19 protein-coding genes are annotated in these 17,930 nt (G+C 40.8%); 14 read left to right on the top strand and 5 right to left on the bottom strand.

Annotated elements, in window-relative coordinates; genetic code table 11:
• Positions 1-122 precede the first annotated feature (122 nt).
• On the top strand, positions 123-857 hold the full coding sequence (locus Aru01_RS09655; RefSeq protein ID WP_040331231.1) for a histidine phosphatase family protein: 735 nt from the start codon (positions 123-125) through the stop codon (positions 855-857).
• A 58-nt stretch (positions 858-915) separates the two neighbouring features.
• On the opposite strand, the gene rpsT is transcribed toward Aru01_RS09655, so the two are convergent.
• A complete protein-coding gene (rpsT, locus tag Aru01_RS09650; RefSeq protein WP_016656674.1) occupies positions 916-1,185 on the bottom strand; it encodes a 30S ribosomal protein S20 in 270 nt (89 codons plus the stop codon).
• Between the two features lie 215 nt (positions 1,186-1,400).
• On the opposite strand from rpsT, the gene Aru01_RS09645 reads away from it, so the two are divergent.
• The 3 genes from Aru01_RS09645 to Aru01_RS09635 are packed head-to-tail and all read left to right on the top strand — an operon-like array spanning position 1,401 to position 3,438.
• Positions 1,401-2,072: a Rossmann-fold NAD(P)-binding domain-containing protein gene (locus tag Aru01_RS09645; protein ID WP_016656673.1), complete on the top strand. Its 672-nt coding sequence runs from the start codon at positions 1,401-1,403 to the stop codon at positions 2,070-2,072.
• A 5-nt stretch (positions 2,073-2,077) separates the two neighbouring features.
• Positions 2,078-2,590, top strand: a complete 513-nt coding sequence (gene rraA, locus Aru01_RS09640) for a ribonuclease E activity regulator RraA (RefSeq protein ID WP_016656672.1) — start codon at positions 2,078-2,080, stop codon at positions 2,588-2,590.
• Between the two features lie 53 nt (positions 2,591-2,643).
• A complete protein-coding gene (locus Aru01_RS09635) occupies positions 2,644-3,438 on the top strand; it encodes a glutathione S-transferase N-terminal domain-containing protein (RefSeq protein WP_016656671.1) in 795 nt (264 codons plus the stop codon).
• A 124-nt stretch (positions 3,439-3,562) separates the two neighbouring features.
• Here Aru01_RS09635 and Aru01_RS09630 read toward each other — a convergent pair whose 3' ends face one another.
• Together Aru01_RS09630 and lpxO are read right to left on the bottom strand one after the other, a co-directional pair.
• Positions 3,563-4,045 (bottom strand): hypothetical protein, encoded by a 483-nt coding sequence (locus tag Aru01_RS09630; RefSeq protein WP_016656670.1) that lies wholly within the window; start codon positions 4,043-4,045, stop codon positions 3,563-3,565.
• Positions 4,046-4,194: 149 nt separating this feature from the next.
• Positions 4,195-5,100, bottom strand: coding sequence for a lipid A hydroxylase LpxO (gene lpxO / locus Aru01_RS09625; RefSeq protein WP_016656669.1), 906 nt, complete (start codon positions 5,098-5,100; stop codon positions 4,195-4,197).
• A gap of 237 nt (positions 5,101-5,337) precedes the next feature.
• Between lpxO and Aru01_RS09620 the strand changes: the two genes are divergently transcribed.
• The 7 genes from Aru01_RS09620 to pepN all read left to right on the top strand — a co-directional run bounded on the left by Aru01_RS09620 (position 5,338) and on the right by pepN (position 12,174).
• On the top strand, positions 5,338-5,571 hold the full coding sequence (locus Aru01_RS09620; protein ID WP_016656668.1) for a hypothetical protein: 234 nt from the start codon (positions 5,338-5,340) through the stop codon (positions 5,569-5,571).
• A gap of 106 nt (positions 5,572-5,677) precedes the next feature.
• Positions 5,678-6,307: a 2'-5' RNA ligase family protein gene (locus Aru01_RS09615; RefSeq protein WP_016656667.1), complete on the top strand. Its 630-nt coding sequence runs from the start codon at positions 5,678-5,680 to the stop codon at positions 6,305-6,307.
• A gap of 2 nt (positions 6,308-6,309) precedes the next feature.
• The gene (cobU, locus tag Aru01_RS09610) at positions 6,310-6,825 is read left to right on the top strand and encodes a bifunctional adenosylcobinamide kinase/adenosylcobinamide-phosphate guanylyltransferase (RefSeq protein ID WP_016656666.1); all 516 of its coding nucleotides are present in this window, start codon (positions 6,310-6,312) and stop codon (positions 6,823-6,825) included.
• A gap of 5 nt (positions 6,826-6,830) precedes the next feature.
• Positions 6,831-7,889, top strand: a complete 1,059-nt coding sequence (gene cobT / locus Aru01_RS09605) for a nicotinate-nucleotide--dimethylbenzimidazole phosphoribosyltransferase (protein WP_016656665.1) — start codon at positions 6,831-6,833, stop codon at positions 7,887-7,889.
• A gap of 6 nt (positions 7,890-7,895) precedes the next feature.
• The gene (locus tag Aru01_RS09600) at positions 7,896-8,540 is read left to right on the top strand and encodes a histidine phosphatase family protein (RefSeq protein WP_016656664.1); all 645 of its coding nucleotides are present in this window, start codon (positions 7,896-7,898) and stop codon (positions 8,538-8,540) included.
• Positions 8,541-8,555: 15 nt separating this feature from the next.
• A complete protein-coding gene (locus Aru01_RS09595; RefSeq protein WP_016656663.1) occupies positions 8,556-9,305 on the top strand; it encodes an adenosylcobinamide-GDP ribazoletransferase in 750 nt (249 codons plus the stop codon).
• 259 nt (positions 9,306-9,564) lie between these two features.
• Positions 9,565-12,174 carry an aminopeptidase N gene (gene pepN / locus Aru01_RS09590; RefSeq protein WP_016656662.1) on the top strand — a complete coding sequence of 870 codons (2,610 nt, stop codon included), beginning with the start codon at positions 9,565-9,567 and terminating at the stop codon, positions 12,172-12,174.
• 64 nt (positions 12,175-12,238) lie between these two features.
• On the opposite strand, the gene glnG is transcribed toward pepN, so the two are convergent.
• Both glnG and glnL read right to left on the bottom strand, forming a co-directional pair.
• A complete protein-coding gene (gene glnG / locus Aru01_RS09585) occupies positions 12,239-13,714 on the bottom strand; it encodes a nitrogen regulation protein NR(I) (RefSeq protein WP_016656661.1) in 1,476 nt (491 codons plus the stop codon).
• Positions 13,701-14,810, bottom strand: a complete 1,110-nt coding sequence (gene glnL, locus Aru01_RS09580) for a nitrogen regulation protein NR(II) (RefSeq protein WP_016656660.1) — start codon at positions 14,808-14,810, stop codon at positions 13,701-13,703. Before glnL ends, glnG begins: the two co-directional genes overlap by 14 nt.
• A 360-nt stretch (positions 14,811-15,170) precedes the next feature.
• Between glnL and rimO the strand changes: the two genes are divergently transcribed.
• The 3 genes from rimO to frr all read left to right on the top strand — a co-directional run bounded on the left by rimO (position 15,171) and on the right by frr (position 17,928).
• The gene (gene rimO, locus Aru01_RS09575) at positions 15,171-16,514 is read left to right on the top strand and encodes a 30S ribosomal protein S12 methylthiotransferase RimO (RefSeq protein WP_016656659.1); all 1,344 of its coding nucleotides are present in this window, start codon (positions 15,171-15,173) and stop codon (positions 16,512-16,514) included.
• Positions 16,515-16,570: 56 nt separating this feature from the next.
• Positions 16,571-17,302 carry a UMP kinase gene (gene pyrH, locus Aru01_RS09570; RefSeq protein WP_016656658.1) on the top strand — a complete coding sequence of 244 codons (732 nt, stop codon included), beginning with the start codon at positions 16,571-16,573 and terminating at the stop codon, positions 17,300-17,302.
• A gap of 71 nt (positions 17,303-17,373) precedes the next feature.
• Positions 17,374-17,928, top strand: coding sequence for a ribosome recycling factor (gene frr / locus Aru01_RS09565; protein ID WP_016656657.1), 555 nt, complete (start codon positions 17,374-17,376; stop codon positions 17,926-17,928).
• The last annotated feature ends 2 nt before the right edge of the window (positions 17,929-17,930 follow it).

The following is a 17,930-nucleotide window of genomic DNA, read 5'->3' as shown; positions in this document are numbered from 1 at the left end:
AGATTCAGCTTGCTTTGAGGACTTTATGGTGACAATGACGTGATCTGTTGCTTAAGTTAACACATTGTTAAAGTGGGGAGAGTATGTCAAAGTGCTTAAAATGATTGATGAATTGAGGATGTATCGTGCTGAAGTTGTTGCCACAGTCGATGCTTGATGGCATAGATTTATTGCCTGATCTTGCTACACCCGTGACTTTATTTACACGACACTCTTTACGTGAAATGGTTTCTGGACAGGGTTTGGCAGGTTATGATCTGCAATTAACCGAACAAGGTCGTGATTTAGCACAATCGTGGGGTGCTCACTTGGTTGAATGCAGCCAGCGTGAATTACAGTACTGTATTTCAAGCCCAATTCAACGCTGCCGTGATACTGCCAGCTTGATGATTCAAGGTGCTCAAATCGCAGGACAAGCGCAATCCATGGCGATTGATATCGTCTCACAAGGACTTTTGGTTGAACCTGGTAGTTTTGTGGTTGATATTCAGCAAGCTGCACCATATTTTCGCCGTGAAGGGGCTTTGGGCTTTATCAATAGTTTTATCAATCATCGTCTACCTGGAATGAAGCATCCCATTGATGGGGTGTTAGATGTGCTTGAACTGATCTTTAATACACATCCTGAGCAACAGGCGGGTTTGAGTTTGGCTGTCAGCCACGACACGATTATTGCAGCTTTAGTTGCGGTGATTTCAAGACAACAGCAGATTGCCCCAGAAGATTGGCCAGAGATGATGGAAGGCCTATTTGTTTGGTTTGAAGGGGATCGCTTTTTGAGTAGTTGTATTCATTGGATTTGGCGTGGTAAACAACACCACTGTTGTATTGAGGATTTACAACAACAGATTTTATGATATTTTTATTGTACAAAAAACAAAAAGCCCATAAGGGCTTTTGTTCTTTTAACGCAACTTAGTTAGAAGCTAAAGCTTTAACTTGTGCATTTAAACGGCTCTTATGACGAGCAGCTTTGTTTTTATGGATGATACCTTTATCAGCCATACGGTCGATTACTGGAACTGCTTTTTTGTAAGCATCAGTAGCGACAGCATAATCACCAGAAGTGATTGCAGCGATAGTACGTTTGATGTAGGTACGAACCATAGAACGCAAGCTTGCGTTGTGTTTGCGTGCTTTAACGTTTTGACGAGCACGTTTTTTAGCTTGAGCAGAGTTTGCCACTCGTGCACTCCTTGAAATAGATTGGTCTGGGCGGGCTGAAATTGCAACTGAAGCCAATTTCAGAAGAATTGTCACCAGCCCGTAAACAAGTGCCATATTTTGATTAAACAATGCGTCGAAGTCAAGTCTTGATATGCTTTGACTTTGTTTTAATGATAGAAATAAATTAATGAATCCAATATTTTTGACTAAACTTTCTAAGGATCGTATAAAAAATGACAAATTTTATTCCCCATGCTGTTGTGATCGGAGCCACAGGTTTAGTGGGTAAGCATTTGATTGCAGAACTTAATCAGATGAAAAGCTGTGAAAAAATTACAGCCATTGTTCGACGTTTTAACCAAGATCTTGTGCAATACGACAAAGTGCAACAGATTGTGTGCGAAGATTTCACTCAATTGCATTTTGAGCAAGTAGAGACGTGTAGTCATGCTTTTAGTTGTTTGGGAACAACGATTAAAAAGGCGGGGAGTAAGACTGCGTTTTACCAAAGTGACTATAGCGTCAATGCTCATTTTGCCAGTTTATTTGTAAATACTGCGGTACATTATCTGCTGGTGAGTGCGATGGCTGCCGATGCGCATTCTGTATTTTATTACAACCGAGTGAAGGGCGAGCTTGAAAACTATATTCGGCAATTGGGATTGGCCAAAGTCTCGATTGTTCAGCCATCACTTTTGTTGGGTGAACGTCAGGAGCAACGTTGGGCGGAGCAGGCAGCACAGCGCTTATTTACACAGTTTGCAAAGATACTGCCGCAAAAGTTTGCTTATCGTCCCGTAACAGCAGAGCAAGTGGCTCAAACCTTAACTGGGGCAGCCGAAAGGCAAATAGAAAAATTTGTAATTTATGATAATTTAGCTGTGCAAAACAATTTTCAAGGATAAATAACATGCAAACAGCAGCATTCGTAACTTGTGACTTACTTGATGACCATCCAGAGTTGGATATACAAGTGCTCACCCCATCTTTAGATGGTAAGTTTTTTCATAGCTTTGGTGCACGTAAAAGTTTTGCTGGACAAATCGTGACGGTGAAATGTTTTGAAGATAATTCACGTGTCAAAGAACTGTTAGCAACTGATGGTACGGGTAAGGTGCTGGTTGTTGATGGTGGTGGTTCGATGCGATGTGCATTGATGGGAGATATGATTGCTGAGTCAGCAGTGAAAAATCACTGGAATGGTGTTGTAATTTATGGCTGTGTGCGTGATGTTGATGCGATTGCTGAGCTTGATCTTGGTGTACATGCATTGGCTGCAATACCACGTAAAAGTAATCGACAGGGCATTGGCGAAGTTGGTGTGAGTCTATATTTTGGGGGTGTAGCTTTTCATAATGATGATTATCTATATGCAGATAATAATGGCATTGTGGTTGCTCAGGAAAAATTAGTCGATTGTTAAACTGTCAATGTGTGCAGTCAAAAACTTAATAAGAACCGAAATAAGGTAACAACATGGTGAATCATCATATTAAAGTAACCCAAGCCCTACTTTCATCACTTGCAGAAGGTGGCCGGGGAATTAACGGCACTGCATTTCCTATGCAGCCAGTTCAGCCTCTTAAACTCTATGAATTTGAAGGTTCGCCATTTTGTCGCCGTGTTCGAGAGGTGATGACACTGTTGAATCTTGACTATGAGGTCTACCCATGCCCTAAAGGTGGAGAGAAATATCGTAGTGTGGTCAAGCAATTGGGTGGGAAAATGCAGTTTCCATTCTTTGTCGATGAAAATACAGGTGATCATCTATATGAGTCACAAAAAATTATTCAACACTTATTTAAACATTATAGTGCATCAGGACAAACGCCTAAGGCCTATCGTTATTATCCAAAGTTACCCTATGCTGCATTTGCAGGAACCTTAATTAATGGTGCGCGTGGTGTGTGGATTAATAAGGCAATTCAACAGCGTCCAGCACCTGAAAAAATATTAGAACTATGGGGCTTTGAAGCTAGTCCATTTACTCGCGTCGTTCGAGCAGTATTAACCGAACTTGAATTGCCTTTTATTTTTCATAATGTCGCAAAAGAGCGTTGGCAAGATTTAGGTCCAGCAAAACTACGTCTAAAACCAGGCCCATATCAAGCGATCAAAGCAGGTAAACGTGCGCAACTGATTGATGTCATGGCTCGTCATTCTAAAGATATTCAAGTACCGTATTTGGTTGATCCAAACACTGATGTTGCTTTGTTTGAGTCTGCTGATATTGTACGTTATTTACAGAAGCAATATGGTACAGCACAGTAACTTCTAAGGGGGTATAGCACCCTCTAAGTATATTTTAGCCCAATAAAAAACCCCATCAGCAACATATGCAGATGGGGTTAATTAATTTTTAAATACTGAACCTAGTCGAGTATTTAATATATGTTTATTGAGTGATCGTTTGACCTACATAACCTTTGATGAAGGTTAAGTATGCAGATGATTTACTGCCATCAGCGCCAAGTACTGGGCGAGCAATTTCCCCTTTATCAGTACTCAGTTTTAAATCAATTTCTTTTGCATTGTGAAATGAGTTAAGGAAGCTCACAGGTACAACGATTGAATTGCTTGAAACTTTGTTTTGAGCTTCTGTACGGTATTGAGTTGCTTGAATAGTTGAATATTCGTAAGGTTGGCCATCAATAATAAAATTGAATTTCTTAATATCATACTGTTCAGGGTTATTGATTTCAGCCGTAATTTTAAATCCGTTACGCTTTTCATCATTCCAACGCATTGCGATTTCTGGGCAGATTTCATCAGCTGCACAGATAAGAGGACCTTTAGTTACAACACGTTCAGGGTAAGACCCTGCACAAGCAGAGAGTAAAAGAGCAAGTGCTGAAGTCAGTGCAAGTTGGATTTTCATATTTTACCTATGTTTTAGGATTGTTTTTAACAAGTATAAATGGATTTAACTTAAAATACTTAAGCTCATTAGAGAAATAACGAGCCTTCGCGTATTTTTCGATTATCACTCATTATGCGTGTGAATTGGAATATCCCAAAGCAGTATGATTAAAGCATGGCCGGAATCATAATAATACTGATTAAAAGAGCAAATAAAATCCATTTATAAATATAGTAAAGTCGCTTGTTCTCGGCTTTGATTTCACGACCTTTGGCATGCACGGCATAACCATATTTAAAGATTTTATTGATTGCTCCTGTTTTATCATTTTCATCATTAGGAGAGCTTGCTCCAGACATCACATTACGACCAAACCAGTAGTTAAATGACTGTGCCCATTTCCATTTCATTGGGCGTTCAATATCACAAAACAGAATAATACGTGTTTGATCGGTATTGTTATGTGCCCAATGCACATAAGTCTCATCAAATAGTGTTGCTTCGCCATCGCGCCAAGAATAACGTTGTTGATCGACTTCAATAAAGCATTCGTCATGATTTGGAGTGCTTAAACCTAGATGATAACGAATCGAGCCTGCATAAGGATCTCGATGTTTGCCTAAATAGCTTCCAGAGGGCAATTCAGCAAACATTGCCGCTTTTACGCTAGGAATTTTTTCAAGCAAAGCAACTGTTTGTGGACAAAGTTGTCGAGCTGAGGGGTGAGTGTCTTGATACCATTTTAAGTAAAAACGTTTCCAACCACGCTTAAAGAAAGTATTAAAACCTGCATCATTATTACTTTCTGCTGCTTTAATCTGATCTTGTAGTTGGAGTGCTTCATCACGAATCAGCTGCCAATTATCCTGTAGCGCTTGAAGCTCAGGAAACTCTTTAGGATCAAAAAAAGGATCGGGTGGCAAACGTGAAAACCCTGTCATGAACATATTCACAGGACCTAAAAAGGTCGAGTGATCAAAAAATTGACGTGAGAGTTTTAGCCGTTCTTTGCCACGAAAATGGGCATAGAAAAGACTGATGAAAAACACGGATAAAATGATGACCACATACATAATTATTTATAGTCAGACAATAAAAAAAGCCAATTCTAACCTAGGCCTAAGTTAAATAGACTTGGCCAATGTTAATATATTGTAAAAAAGTATTTGTATTTCACATTCTTGTCATATCATTGTCTGCTGCATTCAATAATAACTGTTGAAATAATGTGCATTGAAATATTAAAAGCTGGACTGTCTTATAAAACCTGTTATAACTGAAAATAAAGCGTAATAAAAAAGGGGGATTCGATGAAGACCACAGTGAAGTATATTGTTTTAAAGAGTAAAGATTATCAGTTAGGCACTCCCTTATTTGAAGAAGAGCTCGATAGTGATGCGGATTATTTTGATCGTATACCGAGTGTGATTCGCTTTCAGCAACATGATTTTCAAGTTAAGTCGAAAGAGTTACAGCGCAAACAAATTTTTAATGAGTTTGAGGAATCACAATCTATTGTGGTTAAAGTTATTGCATTAACTTAAGAGATTTAGATGAAAAACTGAAAAGAAAACAGTGCTTAATACGCCCTGTTTTCTTTTTTGTGTAATACTCAGTATTCTGAATTTATCTTGCAAATGGCCATCTCAAATGTCTTCGGTGTTTTTGACAGAACGGCAAACTACACTTGCTACAACACAAACCGACTATCCCGAATGGCATTTAAATCGACAAAAATATGCACTTTGGTATTTAGAGTTAGAACAAGCGGACTGTATTGCCTATTGTCAGCAGCTTAGTCAACATTTTTCTGATCTGATTATTCAGCCAATGCAAAGGCAATATCATATTACGATCTTTGTATGTGGTTTTTTACAAGATCAATGCATATATAAAGATGATTTTAGTCACGCACAATTTTTACAGCAATCTGCATTAGTCAAACAATTAAAATTAGGCATGATCCAACTCAATACGGGCAAGGTTCGTAGCTTTCAATCTTCTTTAATGATTGAGATTCATGACCCTGAGCAGGTATTTGTGCAGTTAAGAGATCAAATGGGGAGCTGTGCTGATGAAATTCGTGAGCAGATTTATATACCGCATTTAACTTTGGGAATTTATAATAATAGCTACGATTATTCGCAGGTTATGGCAAGAATCAATGCATTAGAACAGCAATCCTTTGTTCTCAACTTCAAACAATGTCATTTTGGCTATTATCAAGCGCAAAGCTTACAAGGTCCGCTTCATGCGGTATATACACTTAATTTGGATTAATCATGTTGCAATTTGTCTTGGGTGGTGCGCGTTCAGGGAAAAGCCGTTACGCACAAAAAATTGCTGAGCAACTCAGTAAGCCTGTAGTTTATATCGCAACAGCACAAGCACTTGATGAAGAGATGCAACAACGAATTGTACATCATCAACAGCAGCGCCCAGCAGAATGGCAGCTTATTGAGTCCCCGCTATATTTGGCTGATAATTTGGCTAAGATTGATCAACAAGGTCAAGTCATTTTGGTGGATTGTCTGACCTTATGGATGAGTAATCTGTTGCTTGATTCTGATCCTAATATGCAAAGTATGCAGTGTGAAAAGCTTTTATCAACTTTAATTCAGCTTAATTCAGATGTGATTTTAGTCAGCAATGAGACAGGCCTAGGTGTCGTGCCTATGGGTCAATTAAGCCGTCAATTTATTGATGAATCTGGGCGTCTACATCAACAAATTGCTCAATTGGCAGATACAGTAACATTTTGTGTTGCAGGTTTGCCTATGCGTTTAAAAGGAGAATAAATCCGATGCAATGGTATCAGCAATCATGTGCGAAGCCGAGTCAAAAAAGCCGAGAGGCAGCAGAACAGCGCCAGCAACAACTGACCAAACCCACTGGCTCCTTAGCAGATTTAGAACAAGTCGCGATCAGTTTAGCTGCATTACAAGACACGCCACGGCCTCAATTGGATCGACCATGGATTTGTATCTATGCTGCTGATCATGGGGTGATGGCTGAAAATATTTCAGCATATCCTCAAGTGGTAACGCGACAAATGTTGCAAAACTTCATGACGGGTGGTGCTTGTATTAGTGTGATTTCACGTGAATACGATGCGCATCTCGATGTCATTGACTGTGGTACGGTGGGTGAACCCTATCATGTCGATGGTGTGCTTCAAGCACAGGTGTGTGCAGGAACAGCTAATTTTGCAGAAACTCAAGCAATGTCAGAGGCGCAATGCTTAGCTGCACTCGAGATTGGCAAACATAATGTTGAAAGTGCTCATGCTGCAAAAGCTTCAATTTATATTGCCGGTGAAATGGGGATTGGCAATACCTGTTCAGCTTCGGCATTGGCATGTTTGGTACTGGATCTGGATGCCAAAGTGGTTACTGGGGTTGGTACGGGCTTAGATCAGGCACAGTTGCAACATAAAGTTACAGTGATTGAACGTGCGCTAGAACGACATCGACCTAGTTTGGCAGATCGTGGTATTGGTGCTTTATGTGCAGTTGGTGGCTTGGAAATTGCAGCGATGGTCGGTGCTTATATTCGCTGTGCCCAGCTCGGTTTGGCTATTTTGGTCGATGGTTTTATTAGTACTGCCGCAGCTTTACTGGCATGTCAAATTAATCCAAACGTGCGTGAGTGGATGTTGTTTGGACACCAGTCTGCTGAACGTGGTCATGTTTTATTACTTGAGCATTTACATGCCAATCCATTGTTAAAACTCAATATGCGATTGGGTGAAGGCAGTGGTGCGGGTGCTGCACTGGGTTTGATTCGTTTAGCATGTCGCTTACATAATGAAATGGCCACGTTTGCTGAAGCCGCAGTTATTGGTGAGAAATTGCAAGGTTAAACGGATATGCTGCAGATTGATGTGTTAAGACATGGTGAAAGTGAGTTGTCCGGTGTGCTGCGAGGTTCTCTAGATGATGCTTTAACGGCGCAAGGTTGGGAACAAATGCAACAGGGCATTGCTCAGATGCTGGATGAAAATATGATCCATGTAAAACAAGCACCGTGGCAAGCGATTTGGACTTCGCCTTTACAGCGCTGCGCAAAATTTGCCATGGATCTTTCTCAACGCTTTCATTTGCCTATACATCATTGTACTGGACTACAAGAAATGCATTTCGGTGATTGGGAGGGGCAATCAACAGCATGGTTATATCAGCACTATCCCGAGCAGTTGGCTGAATTTTGGCAGCATCCAACACGATTTACCCCGCCACAGGCAGAGCCGCTACAGCAATTTCAACATAGAGTGTTAAAGGCTTTGAATCAAATTGTGCTACAAATGCAGCATTTGCAATTACAGCATATTTTGATCGTGAGCCATGGTGGGGTGATTAAGTTGCTAAAGTGTTTGGCTTTACAACAGCACTTGGATTTAATCTTGACTCAATCGGCAGAGCTTGGTCAGTTACAGCATTTTTACGTGGATACACTCAAGCAACAGCACTTCACTTTTCGCCATGCTGAGTCAGCGGTGCTACTTGATTTTTAAATAAGGAATAGCGCCGTGACGGCTTTTTTAATTGCATTACAGTTTCTAACGATTATTCCAATTCAACTCAGTGCAATGCCAAGCGCAGCTCAACAACACCAATCATTGCTTTATTATCCTATTGTCGGGGCATTGATTGGTGCACTGCTTTATGCTGTCTCCTTATTATTGTCTGGATTGCCAACAGTAATGTTGGCTAGCTTGCTTTTGGTGCTGTGGGTGGTGTTAACAGGAGGCTTACACTTAGATGGGTTGGCCGACAGTGCCGATGCCTGGGTGGGTGGTTTTGGTGATTCGGCGCGTACCTTGGCGATTATGAAAGATCCAAACTGTGGACCTATAGGCGTATTAAGTTTGCTGTTACAAGGGCTGATGAAATGGTCTGCGCTATATGTTTTATTGCAGCACGGGCTCAGTTCTGCACTGATCCTCTTTCCGATCTTAGGGCGTTTATCGGCTTTAATCTTACTGAGCACAACACCCTATGTGCGTAGTCAAGGCATTGCACAAGCATTGGCGGTAAAGTCACCTTCGGCTCTATTTCGTTTAAGTTGGTACTTGGTGACCATTATGAGTTTGTCCGTGGCAGGGTGTTGGTCATTACCTGGTTTATTCAGCATTATTATGCTGTTGCTCAGTATTTTTGTTTTGAGACAGATCTATATACGCCGTGTGGGTGGAATCACAGGGGATTTATTGGGTGCGAGTATCGAGCTTACTGAAACTGTCGTGCTCTGGAGTTTATTACTGGCTTATTTGGCTTAATATTCATACATATCAATAAAAGCATACAGATACCTTTCCACAGTATCTGTGGTGATGAGTAAAATACGTACATCTACGTGATTTATAAATTGAAAAGTTACTCAATTAACCCGATATAGAACGGTATGGAACTCAAGGGCTCATCGTATTTGCAGCACATCGAAATTGCACTTACGACAAAGCGTATCACTTCGCGTATGATCAGTGAATTGACAAAATATAAAGTTAAGACTATTTGGCTCAACAAAGAGGGCAATATATGAATATCGCAGCAAATCCAACAACGGACGCAAATCAAACAATTTTTTTAAAAGATTATCAAAAACCAGCCTATCTTGTGGATTCGGTGGAACTCGATATTCAAGTCTATGCAGATCATAGTCAGGTCAACAGTGTATTAAAGATGCAGCGTCAGGCACCTGGTGATTTGATTTTACTTGGACGTGATTTAGAGCTGCGCAGTATTCGAGTAAATGGTCAGTTGCTTGGGGAAGCTGATTATCGTCTAGATACAGAACAACTGGTAATTTTAGCTGCTCCAGATCAAGCACTTGTCGAAATTGAAGTGCTGATTCACCCTGAAAGCAATACCATGCTAGAAGGTCTATATCAGGCTGGAGGCGATTTGTTTGTCACACAAAATGAGCCTGAAGGTTTTCGAAAAATAACGTTCTATCCAGATCGCCCAGATGTGTTATCAACTTTTACAACACGTGTTGAAGCAGATAAAAAATATCCAGTACTTTTGGCCAACGGAAACCTAATAGAAAAGGGTGATGTAGGTGAGCAACGTCACTATGCAATCTGGCAAGATCCAACTAAAAAGCCAAGCTATTTATTCGCTTGTGTGATTGGTGACTTGGACGTGCTGCGCGATCAATACACCACTTCTGAAGGGCGTGAAGTTGCTTTGGAAATTTATGCGATTTCTAAAGATATTCCAAAGTGCCACATTGCTATGCAAGCATTAAAGCACTCAATGCGTTGGGATGAAGAGCATTATGGGCGTCCATACGATCTTGATAACTATATGATCGTTGCAGTGAGCCAATTCAACATGGGGGCGATGGAAAACAAAGGCCTTAATATTTTTAACACTTCATGTGTATTGGCAGATGAAGAATTTACCACTGACGCTGCGATTATGCGTGTGCAATCGGTGATTGCGCATGAGTATTTTCATAACTGGACGGGTAACCGTATTACATGCCGTGATTGGTTCCAACTCTGTTTAAAAGAAGGTTTGACGGTATTTCGTGATCAGTCCTTCTCGGAAGATCTCCAGTCTGCTGCTGTCCAACGGATTGACGATGTCGCCGTGTTAAAAGCACATCAATTCCCTGAAGATGCAGGTCCTTTATCACATCCACCACGCCCAGATCATTTTATTGAGATTAATAACTTCTACACAGCAACGGTTTACGAAAAAGGTGCGGAAATTAACCGCATGATGGCGACCTTGTTGGGTAAAGAAAAATTCCGCCTTGGAACAGATGAGTACTTCCGTCGTCATGATGGACAAGCAGTCACTGTGGAGGATTGGATTGCAGCACTTACAGCAGGTTCTGGAGTAGATTTATCTGCCTTTTTATTGTGGTATAACCAGCCTGGTACACCAAAACTACACGTGCAGGGTCAATATGATGCCGCTGCACAAAGCTATCGCTTAAGCTTCAAACAAAGTTTAAAAGCCAACGCGAAGTATCCAGATTTAAAAGCCTTACCGATCCCTGTGGCTTTGGCGATGTTCGATGCGCAAACAGGAGAGCAATTGACTCTAAACTGTGATGCTCTGGTTGAAAATCAGGTTAAAGATGCGGTTTATCTATTTGATCAAGATCAGGTCACCATTGAGTTTTATGGTGTCAAACAACAACCGGTGTTGTCTTTGCTTCGTAACTTCTCTGCACCAGTTAATTTAGAATTTGATTATTCGGATACTGAGCTTGCACAATTACTGCAATTTGAAAGTAATGGGTTTAACCAATGGCAAGCGACTCAAACCCTGTTAGAGCGTATTTTATTGGATGACCATCCAGCACAGATCTATCTTGATGCAATTAAAACTACACTTCCAGCGATCGTAGAGCGTGATCCACTTTTAGCATCGCGACTTTTCGATGTGCCGAGTGAAAGTTACTTGGCAAGTCGTATTGATCATGATTACCAACCTGAGGTGGTACGTGAAAAACGTGAACAGCTATTACAAGCCTTGGCTCAGACTTTGGCGGGCTGGGCGAAGTCATGTTATGTGTCACTTGATCCTGCTGCACAAACTGATTTTTCTCAGGCAATGGGTGTGCGTGCATTAAAAAACATTATGCTGAGCTTGTTGGCACGCCAAGGCGATGCAGATGTGTTTACAATGGCACATCAACAATATATCAGCACAGGCAATATGACTGAGCGTTTAGGTGCTTTACGTATCTTACATTGGTATAACGCACCGCAAGCTGAAGCAGCATTGCAGGATTTTTATCAGCGTTATAAAGATGAAGCTTTATCTTTAGATCAGTGGTTTAGCTTACAAGCTGCACACCCGCAAGTGACAGCTGAGAAGATTGCGTATTTAACATCACATCCTGACTATGACTTGGGTACACCCAACCGTTTCCGTGCAGTAATTGGGGGGTTAAATGCTAATCCTGTGAATGCTTGGAGTTTTGGTGTAGCAAATATTGTAGAACTCTCTGTGTACTTGGATGAGAAAAATCCTATCGTCGGTTCAAGGATTTTACAGTTATTGTCACGTTGGTACACATTGGCTGAGCCAAAGCGTAGCGAAGTTCAACAGGTCTTAGTGCAATTGCAGAGTCAATTTAAGTCAAAAAATATGATTGAAACAATTAATAGTATGTTGCAGGTTTAATTGAGCTTGTAATCTCTTAAAAAAATAGCTGCACTTAGGGCAGCTATTTTTTTTGATGATAGGCTCAAAGAGCGGTTGGAGCTTTGAGTTCTTCTTCATCCTCATCATCAGCTGTGTCCATACCTAACTCTTTAAGCTTTCGGGTTAATGTATTACGTCCCCAACCTAAAAGCTCAGCAGCATGTCGTTTGCGTCCACGCGTTTGTGCGAGGGCGGCTTGAATAAGCGTACGTTCAAACATAGGAATAGCAACTTCAAGAATTTTCATCTCACCGTTTTTAAGCTTCTGCTCAGCCCATTGCTCAAGCAGTTTATCCCATTGCTCAGGTAAAACTGTTTCAGTACTTGTGGCTTGGTCTGCTTTAGGGATTGGAATTTGTTTGAGTTCATTTGGAAGGTCTTCAGGATAAACCTCGCGACTAGTCGTCATGACTGTTAGCCAACGACATGTGTTTTCCAGCTGACGCACGTTACCCGGCCATGGCAGTTGCTTCATATATTCTTGAGTTTCTTGACGTAAGATTTTCGGACTTACATCTAGCTCTTTACCTGCACGTGCCAAGAAGTGTTGCGCTAACATTGGAATATCTTCAGCACGATTGACCAGTTTAGGAATATGAATACGAATGACATTTAAACGGTGAAATAAGTCTTCACGGAAGCGTCCTGCTTGTACTTGTTTTTCAAGATCTTGATGAGTTGCAGCGACAATACGTACATCAACCCGCACAGGAATATGTCCACCAACACGGTAAAATTCACCATCTGCCAATACACGTAGTAATCGTGTTTGGGTTTCAAAGGGCATATCGCCTATTTCATCGAGAAAGAGTGTACCGCCATTGGCTTGTTCAAAACGGCCTTGACGTTGGGTATTAGCGCCTGTGAAAGCCCCTTTTTCATGACCAAATAATTCAGTCTCAATTAAGTCCTTGGGGATCGCTGCCATATTGAGCGCGATAAAAGGTTTATTGCTGCGTGGTGAATGGCGATGTAGTGCATGTGCGACCAGTTCTTTACCTGTACCTGATTCACCATTAATCAATACTGTAATATGGGACTGTGAAAGTCGGCCAATGGCACGAAAAACTTCCTGCATGGCAGGGGATTCACCAATAATCTCAGTAGTTTGAATTGGTGTGGCTTTGGCTGACTCTTGTTGTTGTAATTTGTTGATGTGCATGATGGCACGATTTACCAAGGCCAAAGCTTCATCGATATCAAAAGGTTTAGGCAGATATTCAAAAGCCCCTGTTTGATAACTAGACACAGCTGACTCTAAATCAGAATGTGCAGTCATAATAATCACAGGCAAATCTGGATGACTATTTTTGACTTTACTTAAAAAACTGAGACCATCGATGCCTGGCATACGGATATCAGTCAAAATTACATCTGGGGTAAATTGATTGAGTTGTTCTAAAGCGGATTGAGCCTCTTCAAAACTTGAGACATCAAACCCTTCTTCTTTAAATGTTTTTTCTAAGACCCAGCGCATTGCCCGATCATCATCAATAATCCAAATTTTATTTTGCAGCATGATTGGACTCCCAAGGTAAATAAAGACTAAATGTGGTTTTTCCTGGTATGGATTGACAAGCAATCATTCCACTGTGTTGATGCATAATATTTTGCGCAATACTCAGTCCTAAACCTGTGCCATTGGCACGTCCTGAGACCAGTGGATAGAAAATTGCTTCGAGTAATTCTTCTGGAATCCCAGGTCCGTTATCTTCGATATCAATACGAATCGTGGACTTGTGTAATACGCCATTTATCGTGACTAAACGTTGAATTCGTGTTCTAAGACACAAGGAAGGAGAGTGATCTTGATAAAACGCTTTATTTTCCGTCATGGCTTGTACAGCATTGACGCTAATGTTGAGCATGACCTGAATTAACTGATCTCGATCCGCATTAATTTCGGGTAGAGAGAGATCGTAGTCACGTGTGATTTTAATTCGATTTTTTGTTTGATTGACAATAAGAGCACGAACACGTTCAAGCGGTTCATGTAAGTTAACTTCGCTATAGCTTGGTAGTTGGCGTGAACCAAGCATGGTATCTGCTAAATTTCTGAGACGATCAACTTCACTAATAATGACATCGGTAAATTCATTATATTGAGGGTCGGCCAAACTTCGAGCAAGAAGCTGCGTAGCACCGCGAATACCGCCTAGTGGGTTTTTAATTTCGTGGGCTACACCTCGGATCAGTTGTCGTGTCACTTGGTGCTGTTGAGACAAACTCTCTTCTTTGGCAATTTTTAACATGCGATCAATTGGAGTAAGCTCAATTAAGAGCAGAGGAGCTTGCTGTATCGAGGATTGTAATTGCGACACAGAGTAGTCGACATGTACATCTTTAAAGTTAACACTCAAGATCGCTTCACGTCGTGTATAACTCTGTCCTTTATTTAAAGTATTGAGTAAGGCTTCATGCGTTTTAAAGTGATCATTAGAGCGATGTAAAATATTGAGTACAGGTTGCCCTTTGGCGCGTAATGAGCTTAGGTCAAACAATGCCTCACAAGCAGAGTTGAGATAGTAAATATTAAGGTTGTGATCAACCAATAAGATCGCAGTGACCAAATTGTCTACAAGTAGCTGATAGTCAATGGTTGAGTTTGAAGGCATTAACCAAATAATCCTGTATTAAAAAGGCGCAATATTGCTGTTGTTGTGCGCAAATATCACCGAAGTGGGGCAATTTAGCTTGTGCGTCTGCAATGTGTAGCAAGATGTGCGCCAACTTAAATCTAAATTGGATGAATGGGAGAGCACAAGCAGTTAACATGATGTGTTTTACAGACATTGGAGTAAATATAGCGGATGTAAGCAGTCCTGTAATTTATTTTTGTTCCAAATTGGTGCTAAAACAGCAATGCATTAAAAAATAGTCACAAAATAGTGCATATTGCAAAGAGTGTGGATTCCACCTGTTTTTATGAGCAGAAACATCATACAATACCACGCATTCTAGTGGAGCACAGATTCATGAAATCCCCCAAAGTCGGTTTTGTATCTTTAGGTTGTCCTAAGGCATTGGTCGATTCTGAACGTATTTTAACCCAATTGAAAACTGAGGGTTATGAGGTCGCATCGAATTATGATGGTGCGGATTTGGTTGTTGTTAATACCTGTGGTTTTATTGAATCTGCAGTACAAGAATCATTAGACGCGATTGGCGAGGCCATGAATGAAAATGGTCGCGTTATTGTCACCGGATGTCTCGGTAAAGACGAAGACAAAATTCGTGAAATGCATCCGAATGTTTTAAAGGTAACAGGCGCAGCCGCGTATCAAGATGTGATGGAAGCAGTACATCAATATGTACCCGCCCCAGCTAAACATAACCCATTTGTTGATTTAGTCCCAGAACAGGGGATTCGATTGACACCAAAACACTATGCCTATTTGAAAATTTCAGAAGGTTGTAATCACCGTTGTACGTTCTGCATTATCCCAAGTATGCGTGGTGATCTTGTTTCGCGCCCAGTTGGCTCAGTATTGAGTGAAGCAAAGGCATTGAAAAATGCGGGTGTGAAGGAAGTTTTGGTGATTTCTCAAGATACTTCAGCTTATGGTGTAGACACCAAGTACAAGCTGGATTTCTGGGATGGCCAACCAGTAAAAACTAAATTTTTTGATATGTGTGAGGCTTTAGGCCAGTTAGGCATATGGGTGCGTCTGCACTATGTCTATCCGTACCCGCATGTCGATGCAGTCATTGATCTTATGGCACAGTCTAAAATTTTGCCGTATTTGGATATTCCTTTTCAGCACGCCAGTCCAAAAATTCTAAAATTAATGAAGCGACCAGCACACAGCGAAAACACCCTAGAGCGTATCAAAACGTGGCGTGAAAAATGTCCACAATTGGTTATTCGTTCAACTTTTGTGGTGGGTTTCCCTGGAGAAACTGAAGAAGATTTCGAAATACTCTTAGATTGGTTGCGTGAGGCGCAGTTGGATCGTGTCGGCTGTTTTACCTATTCTCCTGTAGAAGGTGCGACTGCAAATGACTTACCTGATCATGTGCCAGAAGACATTAAACAAGAGCGTTATGAACGCTTTATGCAAGTTCAGCAAGAAATTTCCGCTGCTAAATTAAAGCAACGAATCGGTCAAGTGATGACGGTATTGGTTGATGGTTTAGAGGAAGAGTTCCCAGTTGCTGTGGCACGCTCTTATGCGGATGCTCCAGAAATTGATGGTAATGTTTTTGTAGAAGATATTGATAAGTCGACCATCAAAGCAGGTGATTTACTTGAAGTTGAAATTACCGATGCAGATGAATACGATTTATTTGCAAAATTAATCCAAATAAAATCAGCTTAAGCTAGGACTGAACAGGTTTTAGTGGCGTTTATCAACATATTTGCGGAGTTAGACAGATGTCAGATTCGAAAAATCCACGTTATTCTAGAATTTTATTAAAATTATCAGGTGAAGCGCTTGCTGGTAATAAGGATATGGGGATTGATGCTCAGGTACTCGATCAGATGTCTTTATCGATCGCACACATGGTTGGTTTAGGTGTGCAAGTAGGTATCGTGGTGGGCGGCGGTAACTTATACCGTGGTAGCCAATTGCAAAAAGATGGTTTGGTTGGCCGTGTAACCGGTGACCAAATGGGTATGTTGGCAACAGTGATGAATGGCTTAGCTTTACGTGATGCTTTGGTACGTCGCAACATCAAAACTCGTTTGATGTCTGCTTTACCGATTGGCACAGTGGTTGAGTCTTATTCTAGCCGTGATGCAATTCGTCATTTGTCTCAAGGCGAAGTCTGTGTATTTGTGGCCGGTACAGGTAACCCATTCTTTACCACGGATACAGCTGCATGTTTACGCGGGATTGAGATTGAAGCCAACCTTATTTTGAAAGCAACGAAAGTTGATGGTGTCTACAATAAAGATCCAAGTAAATATGATGATGCAGTTAAATATGATCAATTAAGCTTTGACCAAGTCTTGGATGAGAAACTGGGTGTGATGGATTTGACAGCAATTTGTTTATGTCGTGACCATAACGTACCTTTACAAGTTTTTGATATGAACAAGTCTGGTGCATTGCTTTCTGTTGTCATGGGCGAAAAAGAAGGGACCTTGGTGACAAATTCGTGACCTAAGGTTCAAAGCACTTTATACTGCAACTTTTAAGTTTTTAATTTTAAATAAATAGTAAGGAAGATCATATGATTAACGATCTTAAAAAAGACAGTGAATCCCGTATGCAGAAGACTTTAGAGTCTTTAGAACAGGGCTTTGCTAAAGTACGCACAGGCCGTGCACACCCATCAATTTTAAATGGGGTCATGGTTCCTTACTATGGTTCTGATGTACCGTTAAACCAAGTTGCTAACGTAGGTATTGAAGATTCTCGTACTCTAATCGTACAACCGTTTGAACGTACAATGGTTTCTGCGATTGATAAAGCGATTCGTGAAAGTGATTTGGGTTTAAATCCAATTACTGCTGATTCTATCCGTGTACCTTTACCAGCATTAACCGAAGAAACACGTCGTGATATGCAAAAAGTTGCACGTACTGAAGCTGAAAATGCCAAAGTTGCAATCCGTAATATTCGCCGTGATGTATTGGGTGATTTTAAATCATTGCTCAAAGACAAAGAAATTTCTGAAGATGAAGAGCGTCGTGCGAGTGAAGATGTTCAGAAAATTACAGATAAATATGTTGCTGAAGTTGATAAGCGTTTAGCAGCCAAAGAAGCTGAATTAATGAAGGTCTAAAT

This window comes from Acinetobacter rudis, assembly GCF_000829675.1.
In the GTDB taxonomy this organism is placed as follows: Bacteria; Pseudomonadota; Gammaproteobacteria; order Pseudomonadales; family Moraxellaceae; genus Acinetobacter; species Acinetobacter rudis.
Note: the sequence above shows the minus strand (reverse complement) of the source record. Positions and strands in the feature narration are given on the sequence as shown.